The organism is Streptomyces sp. NPDC045695, from assembly GCF_056432025.1.
On the sequence record NZ_JBWKJU010000003.1, the window covers coordinates 16,730 to 32,773 of the forward strand.

Genomic DNA, 16,044 nt, shown 5'->3' on the forward strand with positions numbered 1-16,044 from the left:
CTGGACAGCGCCCCACCCTAACGGCTGGCAAGACAGCGGTCCGCCTCCTGCGGGGAAGGTGCAGGAGGCGGACCGTGTGCGGTGCTCTGTGGGTACGTGCCGTGCGGCTCGATATGTCGTGCGATGTGCGGTGGTTACCCGGCCGGTGGAGCTTCGGCCGGCTCAGACCGCTGCCTTTTTCAGGCGGCGGCGCTCGCGCTCGGACAGACCGCCCCAGATGCCGAATCGCTCGTCGTTGGCGAGGGCGTACTCAAGGCATTCGGAGCGGACTTCGCAGGCGAGGCAGACCTTCTTGGCCTCGCGGGTGGAGCCGCCCTTCTCGGGAAAGAAGGACTCGGGGTCGGTCTGGGCGCACAGTGCGCGCTCCTGCCATCCGAGCTCCTCGTCCGCCTCCTCGACCAGCAGTTCCTGAAACAGCTCGGTCATGTGCGCCCCTCGCTCTGTCTGTGCGTCCCCGTGGTCATGTCGTCACTGATCGCTACGTAACGACACGAGTGAAATTACAAGTGCGTGGCTCCGGCGCAGTCAAGCCGAGGTCTGCTATTGGGCGCCTTATTCACTCTGCGGAACCAAGCGTAAGCAGAAAGTGTTCATATCGCCAAAAATCGTGACACATGCAACGGGCGTCGTGAGATGCCCGCCTCACCAGCAATCGACGCGCCGCTTTCGGACGGGGTTGCGATTCGGCCGGAGAAGCGGCGCAGATCACATTCCGGTTACGAGATGGCGGTCCTGGTTTAGATCGCGTGCGCTTCGACCCCGGTGCAGCGCCATGTGCCCCGGCCCGGCCTGCACAAACCTTTCTCCGCGCGCGGTAACCGGATGAGGTGAAACTTTTCCCCCAAAGCGGACATTGGGTTGACAGTCCGGCCTACGAGCCGTTCTCCTTGTTCGCATGTCAGCGCCCGCAGCCGCCACCCGGACCCCCATTCGTGGGTTCCTGTGCGCTGCCCAGGTTCGCTGTTGCTGTTGTTGCTGTTGATGCCCGTGGAGCCCCGGCTCCCGTGAGCTCCGGCCACTCCCCCAGCAACCGCCCTGAGCGACTGACACCCGTCGAGGAACACCCCGATGAACCAGGACAGCGACCTCCAGATCGCCGGCGACATCCTCGCCGTCCAGCACCTCCTCCAGCCCGCCCGCGAACACCCGGCCACCGTCGCCGAGTTCGTCGGCCTCGCCCGCTCCATCGCCGAGGACCGCGCCTCCTGGGAGCACCTCGTCCAGTACGACGCCACCACCCGCTGGTACCACCGGCTGCGCACCGGCCCCGGCTACGAGGTCTGGCTGCTCAGCTGGGTCCCGGGGCAGGGCAGCGGCCTGCACGACCACGGCGCCTCCTCCGGCGTCCTGACCGTGCTCGAAGGCGAGCTGACCGAGCACACCGCCCGCGGACCGCTCGCCCACCGTCCCGGCTCCCAGCGCGTCTTCACCCCGGGCTACGCCCACGAGGTCGTCAACGACACCCTCGAAGGCGCCGTCAGCCTGCACGTCTACTTCCCCGGCCTGACCGAGATGCCGATGCACACCTGCTCCCCGGCCGAAGCGGCGTCCGTACCGGCCTGACCCCGAGCGGACCGGCACGTCCGGCCCGTCGGCCCGACCTGCGGCTGACAGTCCCACCCGTCGCCCGACCACCGCCCCTCAACGGCAGCCTGCGGCTGACAGACTGTCCTGCATGCGCATTGTTGTTCTGGCCGGCGGTATAGGCGGCGCCCGGTTCCTGTCCGGACTCAAGTCGGCGGTGCCCGACGCGGACATCACGGTCATCGGCAACACCGGTGACGACATCCACCTGTTCGGGCTCAAGGTGTGCCCCGATCTGGACACGGTGATGTACACCCTCGGCGGGGGCATCAACGAGGACCAGGGCTGGGGCCGCGCCGACGAGTCCTTCACCGTCAAGGAGGAACTCGCGGCGTACGGGGTCGGACCGACCTGGTTCGGCCTCGGCGACCGTGACTTCGCCACCCACATCGTCCGTACGCAGATGCTCGGCGCGGGCTACCCGCTGAGCGCCGTCACCGAGGCCCTGTGCGACCGCTGGCAGCCCGGGGTGCGGCTGCTGCCCATGACCGACGACCGGGTCGAGACCCACGTCGCGATCACCGAGGCCGGGACCGGCGAGCGCCGCGTCATCCACTTCCAGGAGTACTGGGTCCGGCTGCGCGCCGCGGTGGACGCGGAGGCCGTGGTACCCGTCGGGGCCGAACAGGCCAAGCCCGCGCCCGGCGTGCTGGAGGCCATCGCCGCCGCCGACGTGATCCTCTTCCCGCCGTCCAACCCGGTGGTCTCGGTGGGGACGATCCTCGCCGTGCCCGGCATCCGGGAGGCCGTGGCCTCCGCCGGGGCGCCGGTCGTGGGCCTTTCCCCCATCGTGGGGGGCGCACCGGTGCGCGGCATGGCCGACAAGGTGCTGGCCGCGGTGGGCGTCGAGTCCACGGCCGCGGCCGTCGCCCTGCACTACGGGACCGGGCTGCTCGACGGCTGGCTGGTGGACACCGCCGACGCGGACGCCGTCGCCGAGGTGGAGGCCGCCGGGATCGCCTGCCGCGCGGTGCCGCTGATGATGACCGACCTGGCCGCCACCGCGCAGATGGCGCGGGCCGCGCTGGAACTGGCGGAGGCGTCCCGGTGACGGCGCCGACGGCGGCGGCTTCGGCCCCGGCGGCGGCACCGGAATCGGCACCGGCAGCGCCCGAGCGGGCCCCCCGCGGGCGCGCTCCCTCGTACGAGGTGTGGGCCGTGGAGGGAATGCCCGAGGTCAGGCCGGGCGACGACCTGGTGAAGCTGATCACCGCGGCCGCGCCCGATCTGCGCGACGGGGACGTCCTGCTCGTCACCTCGAAGATCGTCTCCAAGGCCGAGGGCCGGATCGTGGAGGCGGACTCGCGCGAGGAGGCGATAGACGCGGAGACCGTACGGGTGGTCGCGCGGCGGGGTGCGCTGCGGATCGTCGAGAACCGGCAGGGACTGGTGATGGCCGCCGCCGGGGTGGACGCCTCCAACACCGCCCCGGGCACGGTGCTGCTGCTGCCCGAGGACCCGGACGCCTCGGCCGCGGCCCTGCGCGACGGGGTGCGCGACGTCCTGTCCGTGGACGTCGGCGTGGTCGTGACGGACACCTTCGGGCGGCCCTGGCGCTCCGGGCTCACCGACGTCGCGATCGGCGCGGCGGGCGTACGGGTCCTGGACGACCTGCGCGGGAACACCGACGCGCACGGCAACCCGCTGAGCGCGACGATAGTGGCCGTCGCGGACGAACTGGCCGCCGCGGGCGACCTGGTCAAGGGCAAGGCGACCGGGACGCCGGTGGCCGTCGTGCGCGGGCTGGCGCACGTGGTGGGCGAGGGCTCGTCGGCGCGCGACCTGGTCCGGGCCCCGGCCGACGACATGTTCCGCCTGGGCACCTCGGAGGCGGTACGGGAGGCCGTGACGCAGCGCCGTACGGTACGGGCCTTCACCGACGACCCGGTGGACCCGGGCGCGGTACGGCGCGCGGTGGCGGCGGCCGTGACCGCCCCCGCCCCGCACCACACGACACCGTGGCGGTTCGTGCTGCTGGAGTCGGCGTCGGCCCGGCGGGAACTGCTGGACGCGATGCGCGACGCGTGGATCGCGGACCTGCGGGCCGACGGGAAGTCCGAGGAGTCCATCGCGAAGCGGGTGCGGCGCGGGGACGTGCTGCGCGGCGCCCCGTACCTCGTGGTGCCGTGCCTGGTGACGGACGGCGCGCACCACTACGGGCACGCCCGCCGGGACGCGGCGGAGCGGGAGATGTTCGTGGTCGCGATGGGCGCGGGCGTGCAGAACCTGCTGGTCGCGCTGGCCGCGGAGCGGCTGGGCTCGGCGTGGGTGTCCTCGACGATGTTCTGCCGGGACGTGGTGCGCGAGGTGCTGGGGCTGCCGCGGGACTGGGACCCGATGGGCGCGGTGGCGGTGGGACACCCCGCGTCGGCTCCGTCGGAGCGGGCGGTGCGGGACCCGGAGGACTTCATCGAGGTCCGCTGAGGCCCCGGCCCGGACCCCGCTCGCCGTGCCCGCTCAGAGCCGGCCGATGTCGGTGCGGGGCATGCGGGGCATGCGGCGGGGCGGGGCGTGGCCCGCGAGGAGGATCAGGCGGGCGGCGCGGTGCCGCTGGCCGGCGTACGGGGCGAGGAGCTCCAGCATGACGGCGTCGTCGGCGTCGCGGTCGCCGGCGAGCGCGTAGCCGACGATGCCGGGCAGGTGGAGGTCACCGGTGGTGACGGCGTCCGGGGCGCCGTTGCTGCGCTGGAGCGTTTCGGCGGAGGTCCACGGGCCGATGCCGGGGACGGCCTCCAGCCGGGCGGTGGCCTGCGCCAGCTCCATGGCGGCGGCCTCCTCCAGGCGGTTCGCCACGCGGGCGGCCCGCACGATGGTGGCGGAGCGCTTGGCGTCGACGCCGGCCTTGTGCCAGTCCCAGGACGGGATCATGGCCCAGGTGCGGGGGGTGGGCATGACGTACAGGTCCACCGTCCGCGGGCCGGGGGCCGGCTCGCCGTACTGCCGTACGAGGCGGCGCCAGGCGCGGTAGGCCTCGTCGGCCGTGACCTTCTGCTCCAGGACGGTCGGGATCAGGGACTCCATGACCAGGCCGGTACGGGTGAGGCGCAGGCCGGGGCGGCGGCGGTGGCTGGCGTGCAGGAGGCGGTGGCGGGGGACGAAGGCGGCGGGGTCGTCGTCGGCGCCGAGCAGTGCGGGCAGCCGTTCGAGGAGCCAGTCGGCGCCGGGGCCCCAGGCTTCGGCGCGCACCTGCGTCCCCGGGTGGCAGACCCTGAGGGTGGCGGGGCCGAGGGGGGTCTGGCTGGCCTTCCAGACCGACCCGTCGGGGGTGGTGCGGAAGGTGGGGTCGGCCGAGCCTCGCCTGAGGGGGCCGAGGGTGAGGCCGAGGTCCACGGGCCCTCCCGGCGCCCACACCCGCGCCTTGGCCCCGGCCGCCGCGCTCCGCCCCTGCCCTGCGGGCACGTCGGTGCGCCCACCGCGCACGGCGGTGCGGGTGAGGGGGGGAACGAAGCGGCCGGCCATGCGTCGAGCGTATCCCCGCACCCCAGGGGCTCCGCCCCCTCCCCCGCCGGGCTCCGCCCGGACCCGCGCCTCAAACGCCGGCGGGGCTAAATACAGCCCCGCCGGAGGCCCGGCGCGCCGGGGATGCTGCTGACCGCCGGAGGCTACGGGCGGCCCTGGAGCTTCGCCGACGCCGTGCGGGTCGGGGGGAGTTTGGCGTACAGGCGCTTGCCGGGGCATTCCGTCGCGAAGCCGTCGCGGTGGCCCGAGATGACGTTCATCTTGACGTTCGTGCCCTTGGGGTAGAGGTTTCCGCCGCCGGACTTCAGGGTCGTCTTCGCGCGCGGGTCCCGCCCGAAGAGGCCGAGCTTCCAGGCCGTGAGGCGGGCGACGGCGTCGACCGCCACCGCCGGTGGGGGCGTGGACGTGTAGGTGCCGAGCACGGCGATGCCCATGCTGTCCGTGTTGAAGCCCATGGTGTGCGCGCCGAGCACCGGCTTGGAGACCCCGCCCGCACGGCCCTCGTAGACCGTGCCGCACTTGTCGACGGCGAAGTTGTAGCCGAGGTCGCGCCAGCCGTTGCTGAGCACGTGGTAGCGGTACAGGCTGCGGAGCACCGCCGGGGCGTCCTTGCAGGCGTAGTTGTTGCCCGAGGCGCTGTGGTGGACGAAGGCCGCCTTCACCGTGTTCGTGTAGACGAAGCCCGTCTCGCGCAGCGACTCGTCCGCGCCCCACCCCTTGCGGGTGACGATCCGCGGGCGCGGGCCGATGTAGGGCGCGGCCGCCTGGGTCAGCTCTCCGTCGCTCGCGAAGATCGCGTCGGCGGTGGAGTCGGCCTTGTTCAGCTCGGTGATCTCGTTCGCGCCGAGCGGGGCGTGCGGCAGGTTCGCGGCGGAGGACTCCGCCATCTCCATGGTCATGCCGGGCGGCATCACCTCGCCGTTGTCGTCGTCGTCGGGGCCGCTGTTCTTGCCGTCGGACGGTGCGGCGGGCCGTTCCGCGCCCGGGTCGACGAGCTCGATCCGCAGGCCCGAGGGCAGCCGGGCCGCCGCGTGGGTGTCCGGGGCGCCCGGTTCCGCCTGGACGCGGACCTCCACCCCGTCGGACTCTCCGACCCACAGCGGGGCGGTGGCACCGTGGACGCGGCCCGATGCGCGTTCCGCCGCGTCGAGGTCGGCCGCGTGCTCGCTGTTGTGGATCTCGAGGTCCTGCCAGTCGGACCAGGTCGCGGTCCGGGTGGAGCGCGTACGGACCTGGACCCGGCCGTGCAGCTCGGTGGTGACGTCGTCCCAGATGACGCCGACCAGCGAGAACGTCTTGACCTCGCGGGCGGGCAGGCCCTGCGTCTCGGGGACGCGGGGTGAACTCATGCCGGGGACGCCGGGTGTGCGGTCCGCCACGGGTCCCAGGGGGACCAGCGGCAGGGACTGGGTGGACCCGGCCGGGGTGACGGGGGCGACCGCGCCCGGTGCGGGAGCGGCCAGGGCCGAAGTGGGGAGCGCGACGGGCAGGGCCAGTGCGGCAGCCGTCGCGACGCCGATCGAGGAAGCAAGGAATCCACGCATGAAAAGGATGGTGGGCACCCGCGGCACCGGCCGCCATCCGAGGACTGACGCCCCGTCCGCCCGCCCGCCGGTACCCCTCCCCCGTACGGACGAGCCGGCGGCCCCCGTACGGGGGACGGGCCCGCGTACCCTGTCCCGGGTGAACGCCACTGACCGCACCCCTGCCGACCTGCTGCGATCCGCGCTCGCCGCCGATCCGGGCCGCCCGCTCGTCACCTTCTACGACGACGCCACCGGCGAGCGCGTCGAATTGTCCGTCGCGACCTTCGCCAATTGGGTGGCCAAGACCGCCAATCTGCTCCAGGGCGACCTGGGCGCCGAGCCCGGGGACCGGCTCGCGCTGCTGCTCCCGGCGCACTGGCAGAGCGCCGTCTGGCTGCTGGCCTGCGCCTCGGTGGGGGTCGTCGCCGAGGTGGACGGCGATCCGGCCGGCGCGGATCTGGTGGTCAGCGGGCCGGACGGACTGGAGCGGGGCCTGGCGTGCGGCGGCGAGCGGGTGGCGCTCGCGCTGCGGCCGCTGGGCGGGCGCTTCCCGCAGCCTCCGGCCGGGTACGCGGACTACGCGGTGGAGGTGCCCGGGCAGGGCGACCGGTTCGCGCCCTTCGTCCCGGTCGACGCGGACGGCCCCGGGCTGGTCGTCGGCGGCGAGGAGCTCTCGTACGCGCAGCTGACGACCCGCGCCCGCGAGGAGGCGGCGAAGCTCGGCATCGGCCCGGGCAGCCGGGTGCTGACCGGGCTCGGCTACGACACCTGGGAGGGGCTCTGCGCCGGACTGTACGGTCCGCTGGCCGCGGGCGGGTCCGTGGTGCTGTGCCGGAACCTGGACCGGCTCTCGACGGAGGCGCTGGCGCAGCGGATCGAGAGCGAGCGGGTCACCCATACGGTGTGAGGTCCCGGCGGCCCCGTCACCCCGCACTGCCCTCGTCACCGTCACCCGCACTGCTCCATTGCGGGAAACCGGCGATTTGTCACCCGCATGGCCCTAGACACACCCCTGCCCCCGGGCTGCCGAGGCGGCCCGGGGGCAGGATCGGCAGTGGCCGTGCCCACCCGTACGGCTGCCGATCCGAGAGAGGCGACCTGAAGTCTTAGCGACGAGGGGACGGACGCCGGTGAGGGACAGCGCAGGCATACCGGGCGACACCCAGGCGGCCGGAGGCCCTCGGCGGCCTCCGTCCAGCCGCAGGCGTCGGCTGCTGCGCTGGATCGGCCTCGGTGCGGCCCTCCTGGTGCTGGCGGGGGCCGCCACCGGCTGGTGGCTCTACAGCAAGCTCGACGGGAACATCACCGAGGACACCTCGGCGGCGGCCGAGCTGGAGCGCTACGAGCGCGAGCGCCCGGCGCACCTGGCCACCGGCGCCCAGAACATCCTGCTGATCGGCTCCGACTCCCGCTCCGGCAAGGACAACGCCCGCTACGGGCAGGACCAGGGCACCCAGCGCTCGGACACCGCGATCCTGCTGCACCTGCCGCGGGACCGCAGGAGTGCGACCGCCGTGTCGATACCCCGGGACCTGATGACGCGGATCCCCCCGTGCCTGACGGCGGACGGGAGCCGCACCGGCGAGCGGTTCGCACAGTTCAACTGGGCGTTCCAGTGGGGTGGGGCCGCCTGCACGATCCGTACGGTCGAGACGCTCACGGGGATCCGGGTCGACCACCACATGGTGATCGACTTCGGGGGGTTCAAGAAGATGGTCGACGCCATCGGCGGGGTGGAGGTCTGCCTGAAGGAGCCGATGAACGACTCGGAGGCCAAGCTGAAGCTGGCCGCCGGGCGCCAGACCCTGCGGGGCGAGGAGGCCCTCGGCTTCGTGCGGGCCCGCTACAGCCTGGGCAACGGCAGCGACACCGAACGGATGGAGCGCCAGCAGCAGTTCCTCGGTTCGCTCGTCGACAAGGTGAAGAGCAACGGGGTCCTGCTGAATCCGGCCCGGCTGTACCCGCTGCTGGACGCGGCGACGTCCTCGGTGACCACGGACCCGGGGCTGGCCTCGCTGCGCGACCTGTATGAACTCGTACGGGACATGAGGGATATACCGACCGAGCAGGTCAAGTTCCTGACCGTGCCCCGGCAGCCGTACACCGGCGACCCGAACCGGGACGAGCTGGTGGAGCCGGACGCGGCGCGGCTCTTCGATCAGCTGCGGATGGACAAGCCGGTGACGGTCGCGCCGCCGAAGCCCGCGACCGCGGCCTCGGCCCGGCCCGAGCCCCGGTCCTCGGCCACTCCCGAGCCGACCGCCCCCGAGCCCACCGGTTCCGAGCCCCCCGCACCCGTCCCCACCTTCACCGGAACCACGGCGGGCAACGCCGACTGCCGGTAAAGCAATCCCAAAAGGCGGTGACCGAACCGAGTGGGATGGGCGCTTCGACCCGTTATAAGGGGAGTGGAATTTGTCACCAGCATGGTTTGGGGCCGAACAGGGCGGATAAGGTGAGCGATCCGGTGCCCGGCCGGACCAGAGACCGGGTGCCAGCAGCCGGATCGTTGACCGTGCGCCCGGGGGAGGCGCGTCGCGAGGCACCCGACGGAGGACTCGAGCAACCGTGGATGCGCACAGCCGTGGGCGGGCAGACGAAATCGACCCCGCAGACCAGTGGGTGCTCAACCCCCGCACCGGCCACTACGAACTGCGACTGGGCGACTCCGCAGCGCAGCAGCGGCCCACGGTCGCCGCGCCGCGCAGATCCACGTCCGCCCCCACCGCCCCCACCAGCCCCTCCCCGGCCGTACCCAAGCCCCGGCCCGGCGACGGCCCGCCCGGAGGCCGGCGCGGTGGCCGCAAGGGCGGGGGCGGGGGCGGGGGACGCCGCAAGAAGGCGCTGGTCGTCACCAGTGTGACGCTGGCGTTCCTGCTGGTCGGCGGCGCCACCGCCGCGTACCTCTACTACGACCACCTGAACGGCAACCTCAGCGTCACCGATGTCGCGGGCGCGGGCACCGGCGGGTTCAAGAAGGACCAGGCCATCAACATCCTGGTCATCGGCACCGACAAGCGCAGCGGCGCCGGCAACGAGGGCTACGGGGACAAGGACAGCGTCGGCCACGCCGACACCACGATCCTGTTCCACATCGCCAAGGACCGCAGCAACGCCACCGCGCTGTCCATTCCGCGCGACCTGATCACCGACATCCCGTCCTGCCCGACGAAGCAGCCCGACGGATCGACCAAGGAGATCCGCGGCACGAAGGGCACGCGCTTCAACACCAGCCTGGGCCAGGAGGGGCGCGACGCGGGCTGCACGATGCGCACGGTCAAGGGCATCACCGGCATCGAGGTCGACAACTTCATGATGGTCGACTTCAACGCGGTGAAGACCCTGAGCACCGCGGTCGGCGGCGTGCCCGTCTGCCTGGACAAGGACGTCGACGACGAGGACTCCAAGCTCAAGCTGACCAAGGGCGAGCACAGGCTGTCGGGCGAGCAGGCGCTCGCGTTCGTACGGACCCGGCACGCCTTCGGCAACGAGAGCGACCTGGACCGGATCAAGACCCAGCAGCAGTTCCTCGGTTCGATGATGCGCGAGATGAAGTCGAAGGAGACGCTGACCAGTCCGAAGAAGTTCTTCTCGCTCGCGGAGGCGGCCACCAAGTCGCTGACCGTGGATCAGGGTCTGGGCTCCATCAACAAGCTCACCGATCTGGCGGGCGAGTTGAAGGACATCGACCTCAAGAACATCACCTTCACGACCCTGCCGGTGCTCGACAACCCGGCCGAGAAGGTCAAGGCGACCGTCGTGGTCAACCAGGCCCTCGCCGACCCGCTGCTCCAGATGATCCGCGGGGACGTCTCGCTCACCGAGGTCGAGAAGAAGGAGCAGGCGCAGAAGGAGGCGGCCGACGCCGAGGCGAAGGCCAGGCAGGACGCGTTGCTCCAGGGCAACCGGGCTCCCGCCGCGGACGTACGCGTGGACGTCTACAACGGCGGCGGCCCCAAGGGCGCCGCCTCCACCACGCTGAACTGGCTCCAGAACACCAAGGGCATGAACAAGGCCAGCAACCGCGGCAACGCGCCCGCGAAGGTCGGTGCCACGCAGCTGGAGTACGCGCCCAACCAGGCCGACCAGGCCCGGGCGCTGGCGGACGCGCTGGGGCTGCCGGTCACCGCGCTGAAGATGGGGACGGCGGACGCGGGGGCGAAGACCCCGATGAAGCTGACACTGGGTCCGGACTTCCAGCAGCCGGGCGCCCCACTGGCGCCTCCGGTGCCGCAGGAGCTGCCCGCGGACGTCCAGCAGGCTCAGGCCGACAAGGCCGTCTGCGCCAAGTAATCACCGCACAACGGGGCACTGCCGGTCCGCCGGCGCATCATCGACCAAGAAGGATCTTGAGGGGGACGTGTGAGGCACAGCAGCGTGCGAGGGGAGGGGGCGACCGCCCAGGCCGCCGGGGACACCTCCGGCGGCGGCGCGGACGCGCCCGGCTCGGTGCCCGCACCACGGGCCGGCTCCCGGGCCGCCCGCCGGGCGGCGGCCGGCGGCGGCCGCAACAGACGGGGCCGGCGGCGCGTGCTGCGCTGGGTGGCCTCCGTACTGTCCCTGCTCATACTCGGCACCGGGGCGGCCGGATACCTGTACTACCGCCATCTGAACGGCAGCATCAAGACGGACGCGCTGAACCTCGGCGAGACCAAACTGGGCGGCTCCAAGCCCAACGCCTTCGGGCAGACCCCGCTGAACATCCTGCTCATCGGCTCCGACGCGCGCGACGACGAGGCGAACCAGGCCCTCGGCGGCGCCAGCGACACCTTCGACGGCCCGCCGCTCGCGGACGTGCAGATGCTGCTGCACCTGTCGGCGGACCGCAGCAACATGTCCGTGGTGTCCATGCCCCGCGACACGATCCTGATGATGCCCAAGTGCACCGAGCCGGGCGGCAAGGTGTACCCCGCCAGCAAGGGCCTGGTGCAGACGAACGAGTCGCTCCAGCGGGGCGGACCGGGCTGTACGGTCGCCGCCTGGACCGAGCTGACCAAGATACCCATCGATCACTTCATGATGATCGACTTCAAGGGCGTGGTCTCGATGGCGGACGCCATCGGCGGTGTCCCCGTCTGCGTCGAGCAGAACGTGGAGTCGCGCACCCGCGACGGCAAGGGCTCCGGCCTGAAGCTGCCCAAGGGCGACAACGTCATCCAGGGCGAGCAGGCCCTGCAGTGGCTGCGCACCCGCTACGGCTTCGAGGACGGCACTGACATCGGCCGCACCCACGCCCAGCACCAGTACATGACCTCGATGGCCCGCGAGTTCCGCAAGAACGCCAAGCTCACCAACCCGGGCAAGCTCAACAGCCTGGCGCAGGCCGCCATCAAGGCCATGGTCGTGGACAACGGCCTGAACAAGATCGACAAGCTGTACGACCTCAGCATGGAGCTCAAGAAGGTCCCGCCGGGCCGGATCACCATGACCACCATGCCGTGGTTCTACAGCACGCGGCCCGGCATGGACGGACGCGTCGAGCCGCTGCCCGGTGAGGCCGAGGACCTGTTCCGGATGGTCCGCGAGGACATCGCGCTGGACGGCAAGGGCTCCGGGACCCCGGCGGGCGGCGCCGCCCCCTCGCCGGGCGCCTCCGCGAGCCCGGCCGCACCGAGCGCTCCGGCCCAGCCGAGCCTGGCACCGGCCGCGCCGCCCGCGAAGATCGCGGTCTCCGTCCGCAACGCCACCGGCGGCAAGGCCGGCGCCGAGGCCAGGGTCAAGAACCGGGCGAACGACGTCGCGGCCCTGCTGGCCGGCAAGGGCTTCACCAAGGCCGCCGCCGAGACCCAGACGGGCGCCGAGGACACCACGGTGATCCGCTTCGCCACCGACGCCCAGGCGGCCGACGCCACGGCGGTGGCCACCGCGCTCGGCCTGCCGGCCGGCGCCGTGCAGAAGACCGACGAGGTCACCGGGATCGTCCTGTTCGTCGGCAAGGACTGGCGGACCGGCACCGCGCCGGCCGCGCCGCCGCCGGCCCCGACCGTGGCCCCGACGTCGGCGCACGCGCTCAACGGTGACAACGACAAGGCGTGCATGGCCATCCAGCCGGGCTTCACCTGGTAGCAGGTGCCTGCCTGGTAGCAGGTACGCGAAAGGGGCCCGGTGCGGCGGCTGCGTAGATCGCAGCCACCGCGCCGGGCCCCTTCGTACGGGTTCGTACGGGTCAGACCTGCGCGGCGCCCTGGTGCGCGGCCGGGCGGCGGCTCGCGATGAGCTTGTTCGCGAGGGCGCGCGGGCTCGTCAGGAAGCCGAAGCCCCAGCACAGGTGCATGGTGGCCAGGGCCACGGGGATCTGCGCCCGGGCCTTCAGCGGCAGGCCCCTGCCCGCCGGGACGGAGCCCACGGCGATCGCCGCGAGATAGCCGGCCGGGACGGCGAAGCCCAGCGGGCTGACGCTCGCGCCCACCACCACCCCCGCCGCGAGGGCGCAGACGAGGGTCGGCGGGGCCAGGTAGCGCGGGTTGATGGAGCCCGCGTGGTAGCGCGCCACCACGTGGCGCCAGCGGCCGTAGTCCTTGTACTGCTTGGCCAGGGCCCGTACGGAGCGCCGCGGGCGGTACTGGACCTTCAGCTCCGGCGAGAACCAGATCAGGCCGCCGGCCTCGCGGATGCGGAAGTTCAGCTCCCAGTCCTGGGCGCGGATGAACTCCTCGTTGTACCCGCCCTGCTGCTCCAGCGCCTCGCGGCGGAAGACACCGAGGTAGACGGTCTCGGCCGGTCCCGCCTGGCCTCCGGTGTGGAAGGGCGCGTTGCCGACGCCGATCCGCGAGGTCATCGCGGCGGCGACGGCCTCCTCCCAGGCGTTCTCGCCCTCGGCGTGCATGATGCCGCCGACGTTCTGCGCGCCGGTCTCCTCCAGGAGGCGGACGGCGGTGGCGATGTAGCTCGGCGAGAGCATGCCGTGGCCGTCCACGCGTACCACGATCGGGTGACGCGAGGCCTTGATGGCGGCGTTGAGCGCCGCCGGGGTCCGGCCGGTGGGGTTCGGGACGGTGTGGACTCGGGGATCCTCGGCGACGAGTTCGGCGGCGATCTCGTCGGTGCGGTCCGTGGAGGGCCCGAGTGCGATCACCACCTCCATCTCGCCCGCGTACTCCTGTTGCAGGATGTGGCGGACGGAATCGCGGAGGTAGTGCTCCTCATTGAGCACCGGCATGATCACCGAGACTGCGGGCTGCTGGGCGGGCATGTGGTCCTTCAAGGTCGGGTATCGGTGTCACGTTACCGCGTACGGGGGAACCGGGTGCGCGCCGAGTGAGCAGTAAGGACAGACGCTGATCGTATGGGCCTACTGTGCGGACCCATCAGCTGATCCGCCGACCGTCCCCTGCTGCTCCGCGGAGGTGTCCACCGTGCCCCAGCCGCACCGTCCCCACCGTCCCGCCAGGGCTCGCCCAGCGCAGCGCCGGGGCGAGCGCCCCCGGTGGGGGGTGCGGATCGCCGCGGGGGCCGCGGTCGTGGTGCTGGGCTCCGGCGCCATCGGGCACGCCGTGATGACCGGACTGGACACCGGGATCGAGCGGGTGGACCCCTTCAAGGACATGAAGAACCGCCCGCAGGCCGGGCACGGCCTCAACTTCCTGCTCGTCGGCACCGACGGGCGGGAGAAGATCAGCCCCGAGGAGAAGCGCGAGTACCGCCTGGGCGGGGCGCCCTGCCACTGCACGGACACGATCATGCTGGTGCACCTGTCGGCGGACAAGGAGCGGGCGAGCGTGATCAGCCTGCCCCGCGACAGCTACGCCGAGGTGCCCGCCCACCTGGACCTGGTCACCGGCAAGGCGCACAAGCCGCATCCCGTGAAGCTGAACGCCGCGTACGCGGAGGGCGGGCCCCACCTGACCGTGCGGACCGTCGAGAACATGACCCGGGTGAAGATCGACCACTACCTGGAGGTCGATTTCACCAGCTTCATGAAGACGGTCGACGCGATGGGCGGCGTGGACGTCTGCACGGCCAAGACCATGCGCGACCCGAACACCGGCCTCGACCTGCTGCCCGGCAACCACCGCCTCAGCGGCGGACAGGCCCTGCAGTACGTGCGCTCGCGCCATGTCGACGGTGCCTCCGACCTGGGCCGGATGCAGCGCCAGCAGCGGTTCCTCGCCGCGCTGATCAAGCAGGCGACCGGCAGCGGGGTACTGCTGAACCCGGTGAAGTTCAAGGAGGTCAGCTCCACGCTGCTCGGCTCGGTCCGGGCCGACCGGGGCTTCGGCTCCGAGCAGATGCTGGCCCTCGGCCAGGCGATGCGCGACTTCACCCCGTCGTCGTCGGAGTTCGCCTCGGTGCCCATCGGCAGCTCCTCCTTCCCGGTCAAGGGCATCGGCTCCACCGTGAAGTGGGACGAGGCCAAGGCGGCCAAGCTGTTCGAGGCCGTGCGCCAGGACCGGCCGCTCGCGCCGCCGCCGCCCGGGAAGAGCGCCGCCCGGCCCGTGGCCGTGCCGGTGGACGTGCCGCCGCAGCAGGTCCGGGTCCAGGTGGAGAACGGGACCCGGATCGACGGGCTGGGCGGCCGCGTCGACGCGGCGCTGCGCGCCACCGGCTTCGACACCACGCGGGCCCCGGGCAACGGCGCCGGCCGCGACGTCAAGCGCACGGTGATCACGTACGACCCGCGCTGGGACCGCTCGGCCCGGTCGGTGGCGACCGCGCTGCCGGGCAGCGAGCTGCGGGCGGTGCCGGGCCAGGGGCGGACGGTCCAGGTCATCGCGGGCTCGGACTACCGCAAGGTGGTGCCGGTGCGCGCGGAGGACCCGTACCAGGGCGGCGCCGTCCAGGTGGTCTCGGGCGACCAGGTGGTGTGCGGGACCTGACGGCGCCGGAGCCCTGGTCGCCGGAGCCCTGCTAGTCGTCGAAGCCCTGGGCGGCGCGCTCCTCGCGCAGCGCCTTGATCGCCTGGCGGCGGGCGAGGCGGTGGGTGCGGCGGATCTGGGCCTCCTGGTAGCGCCGCTCGTCCTGTTCCGTCTCCGGGAGGACGGGCGGGACGGTGCGGGGCTTGCCCTCGGCGTCCACCGCGGCGAAGACGAGGTAGGCGGTGCCGACCTGGGTGGCGGGGGTGGACTCGTTCCACCGCTCCGCGAGGACGCGTACGCCGATCTCCATGGAGGAGCGGCCGGTCCAGTTGCACTGGGCCTTGACGTGGACGAGGTCCCCCACACGCACCGGCGCGAGGAAGACCATCTCGTCCATGGAGGCGGTCACGGCGGGGCCGCCGGAGTGACGGCCCGCCACCGCGCCGGCCGCGTCGTCCACCAGCTTCATGATCACGCCACCGTGCACCGTGCCGAGGAGGTTGGTGTCGTTCGCGGTCATGATGTGGCTGAGGGTCGTACGGGAGGCCGCGGTCGGCTTCCCGGGCAGCTCGCCCGGTATCTGAGTCATACAGATACCTTAGAGCCGTACCAGAGGCATCAGCTTCGCAACAGCCCCGGAACGGATCGGCCCCCGGGCTGTCGGACGCCGCTCGCGGGCA

General features: G+C 72.4%; 13 protein-coding genes. 8 read left to right on the top strand and 5 right to left on the bottom strand.

Features of this window, described 5'->3' with window-relative positions:
- Positions 1–162: 162 nt before the first annotated feature.
- Positions 163–426: a WhiB family transcriptional regulator gene (locus AC07DU_RS06440; RefSeq protein ID WP_003983763.1), complete on the bottom strand. Its 264-nt coding sequence runs from the start codon at positions 424–426 to the stop codon at positions 163–165.
- 642 nt (positions 427–1,068) lie between these two features.
- Here AC07DU_RS06440 and AC07DU_RS06445 point away from each other — a divergent pair.
- From AC07DU_RS06445 to AC07DU_RS06455, 3 genes are all read left to right on the top strand, one after another.
- Positions 1,069–1,563, top strand: a complete 495-nt coding sequence (locus tag AC07DU_RS06445; protein WP_360901176.1) for a cysteine dioxygenase — start codon at positions 1,069–1,071, stop codon at positions 1,561–1,563.
- A gap of 112 nt (positions 1,564–1,675) precedes the next feature.
- Positions 1,676–2,635, top strand: coding sequence for a 2-phospho-L-lactate transferase (gene cofD, locus AC07DU_RS06450; RefSeq protein ID WP_360901179.1), 960 nt, complete (start codon positions 1,676–1,678; stop codon positions 2,633–2,635).
- 116 nt (positions 2,636–2,751) lie between these two features.
- Positions 2,752–4,008, top strand: coding sequence for a coenzyme F420-0:L-glutamate ligase (locus AC07DU_RS06455; protein ID WP_479029030.1), 1,257 nt, complete (start codon positions 2,752–2,754; stop codon positions 4,006–4,008).
- Positions 4,009–4,041: 33 nt separating this feature from the next.
- On the opposite strand, the gene AC07DU_RS06460 is transcribed toward AC07DU_RS06455, so the two are convergent.
- Positions 4,042–5,043, bottom strand: a complete 1,002-nt coding sequence (locus AC07DU_RS06460) for a DNA-3-methyladenine glycosylase family protein (protein ID WP_479028302.1) — start codon at positions 5,041–5,043, stop codon at positions 4,042–4,044.
- 143 nt (positions 5,044–5,186) lie between these two features.
- Positions 5,187–6,587, bottom strand: coding sequence for a peptidoglycan recognition protein family protein (locus AC07DU_RS06465; protein ID WP_479109950.1), 1,401 nt, complete (start codon positions 6,585–6,587; stop codon positions 5,187–5,189).
- A 139-nt stretch (positions 6,588–6,726) separates the two neighbouring features.
- Between AC07DU_RS06465 and AC07DU_RS06470 the strand changes: the two genes are divergently transcribed.
- The 4 genes from AC07DU_RS06470 (at position 6,727) to AC07DU_RS06485 (ending at position 12,635) form a co-directional block, all read left to right on the top strand.
- Positions 6,727–7,476, top strand: a complete 750-nt coding sequence (locus AC07DU_RS06470) for a TIGR03089 family protein (protein ID WP_479109952.1) — start codon at positions 6,727–6,729, stop codon at positions 7,474–7,476.
- Positions 7,477–7,699: 223 nt separating this feature from the next.
- Positions 7,700–8,914 (top strand): LCP family protein, encoded by a 1,215-nt coding sequence (locus tag AC07DU_RS06475; RefSeq protein WP_479109954.1) that lies wholly within the window; start codon positions 7,700–7,702, stop codon positions 8,912–8,914.
- Positions 8,915–9,137: 223 nt separating this feature from the next.
- Positions 9,138–10,862 carry an LCP family protein gene (locus AC07DU_RS06480; protein WP_360901195.1) on the top strand — a complete coding sequence of 575 codons (1,725 nt, stop codon included), beginning with the start codon at positions 9,138–9,140 and terminating at the stop codon, positions 10,860–10,862.
- 69 nt (positions 10,863–10,931) lie between these two features.
- On the top strand, positions 10,932–12,635 hold the full coding sequence (locus AC07DU_RS06485; protein ID WP_479109956.1) for an LCP family protein: 1,704 nt from the start codon (positions 10,932–10,934) through the stop codon (positions 12,633–12,635).
- Between the two features lie 100 nt (positions 12,636–12,735).
- Here the strand turns inward: AC07DU_RS06485 and AC07DU_RS06490 are convergent, their stop codons facing one another.
- Positions 12,736–13,761: a glycosyltransferase family 2 protein gene (locus AC07DU_RS06490; protein WP_360901201.1), complete on the bottom strand. Its 1,026-nt coding sequence runs from the start codon at positions 13,759–13,761 to the stop codon at positions 12,736–12,738.
- 154 nt (positions 13,762–13,915) lie between these two features.
- On the opposite strand from AC07DU_RS06490, the gene AC07DU_RS06495 reads away from it, so the two are divergent.
- Complete coding sequence (locus AC07DU_RS06495; RefSeq protein ID WP_479109958.1) at positions 13,916–15,385, top strand: LCP family protein; 1,470 nt, start codon at positions 13,916–13,918, stop codon at positions 15,383–15,385.
- 31 nt (positions 15,386–15,416) lie between these two features.
- On the opposite strand, the gene AC07DU_RS06500 is transcribed toward AC07DU_RS06495, so the two are convergent.
- Positions 15,417–15,953: an acyl-CoA thioesterase gene (locus AC07DU_RS06500; protein ID WP_360901207.1), complete on the bottom strand. Its 537-nt coding sequence runs from the start codon at positions 15,951–15,953 to the stop codon at positions 15,417–15,419.
- Between the last annotated feature and the right edge of the window lie 91 nt (positions 15,954–16,044).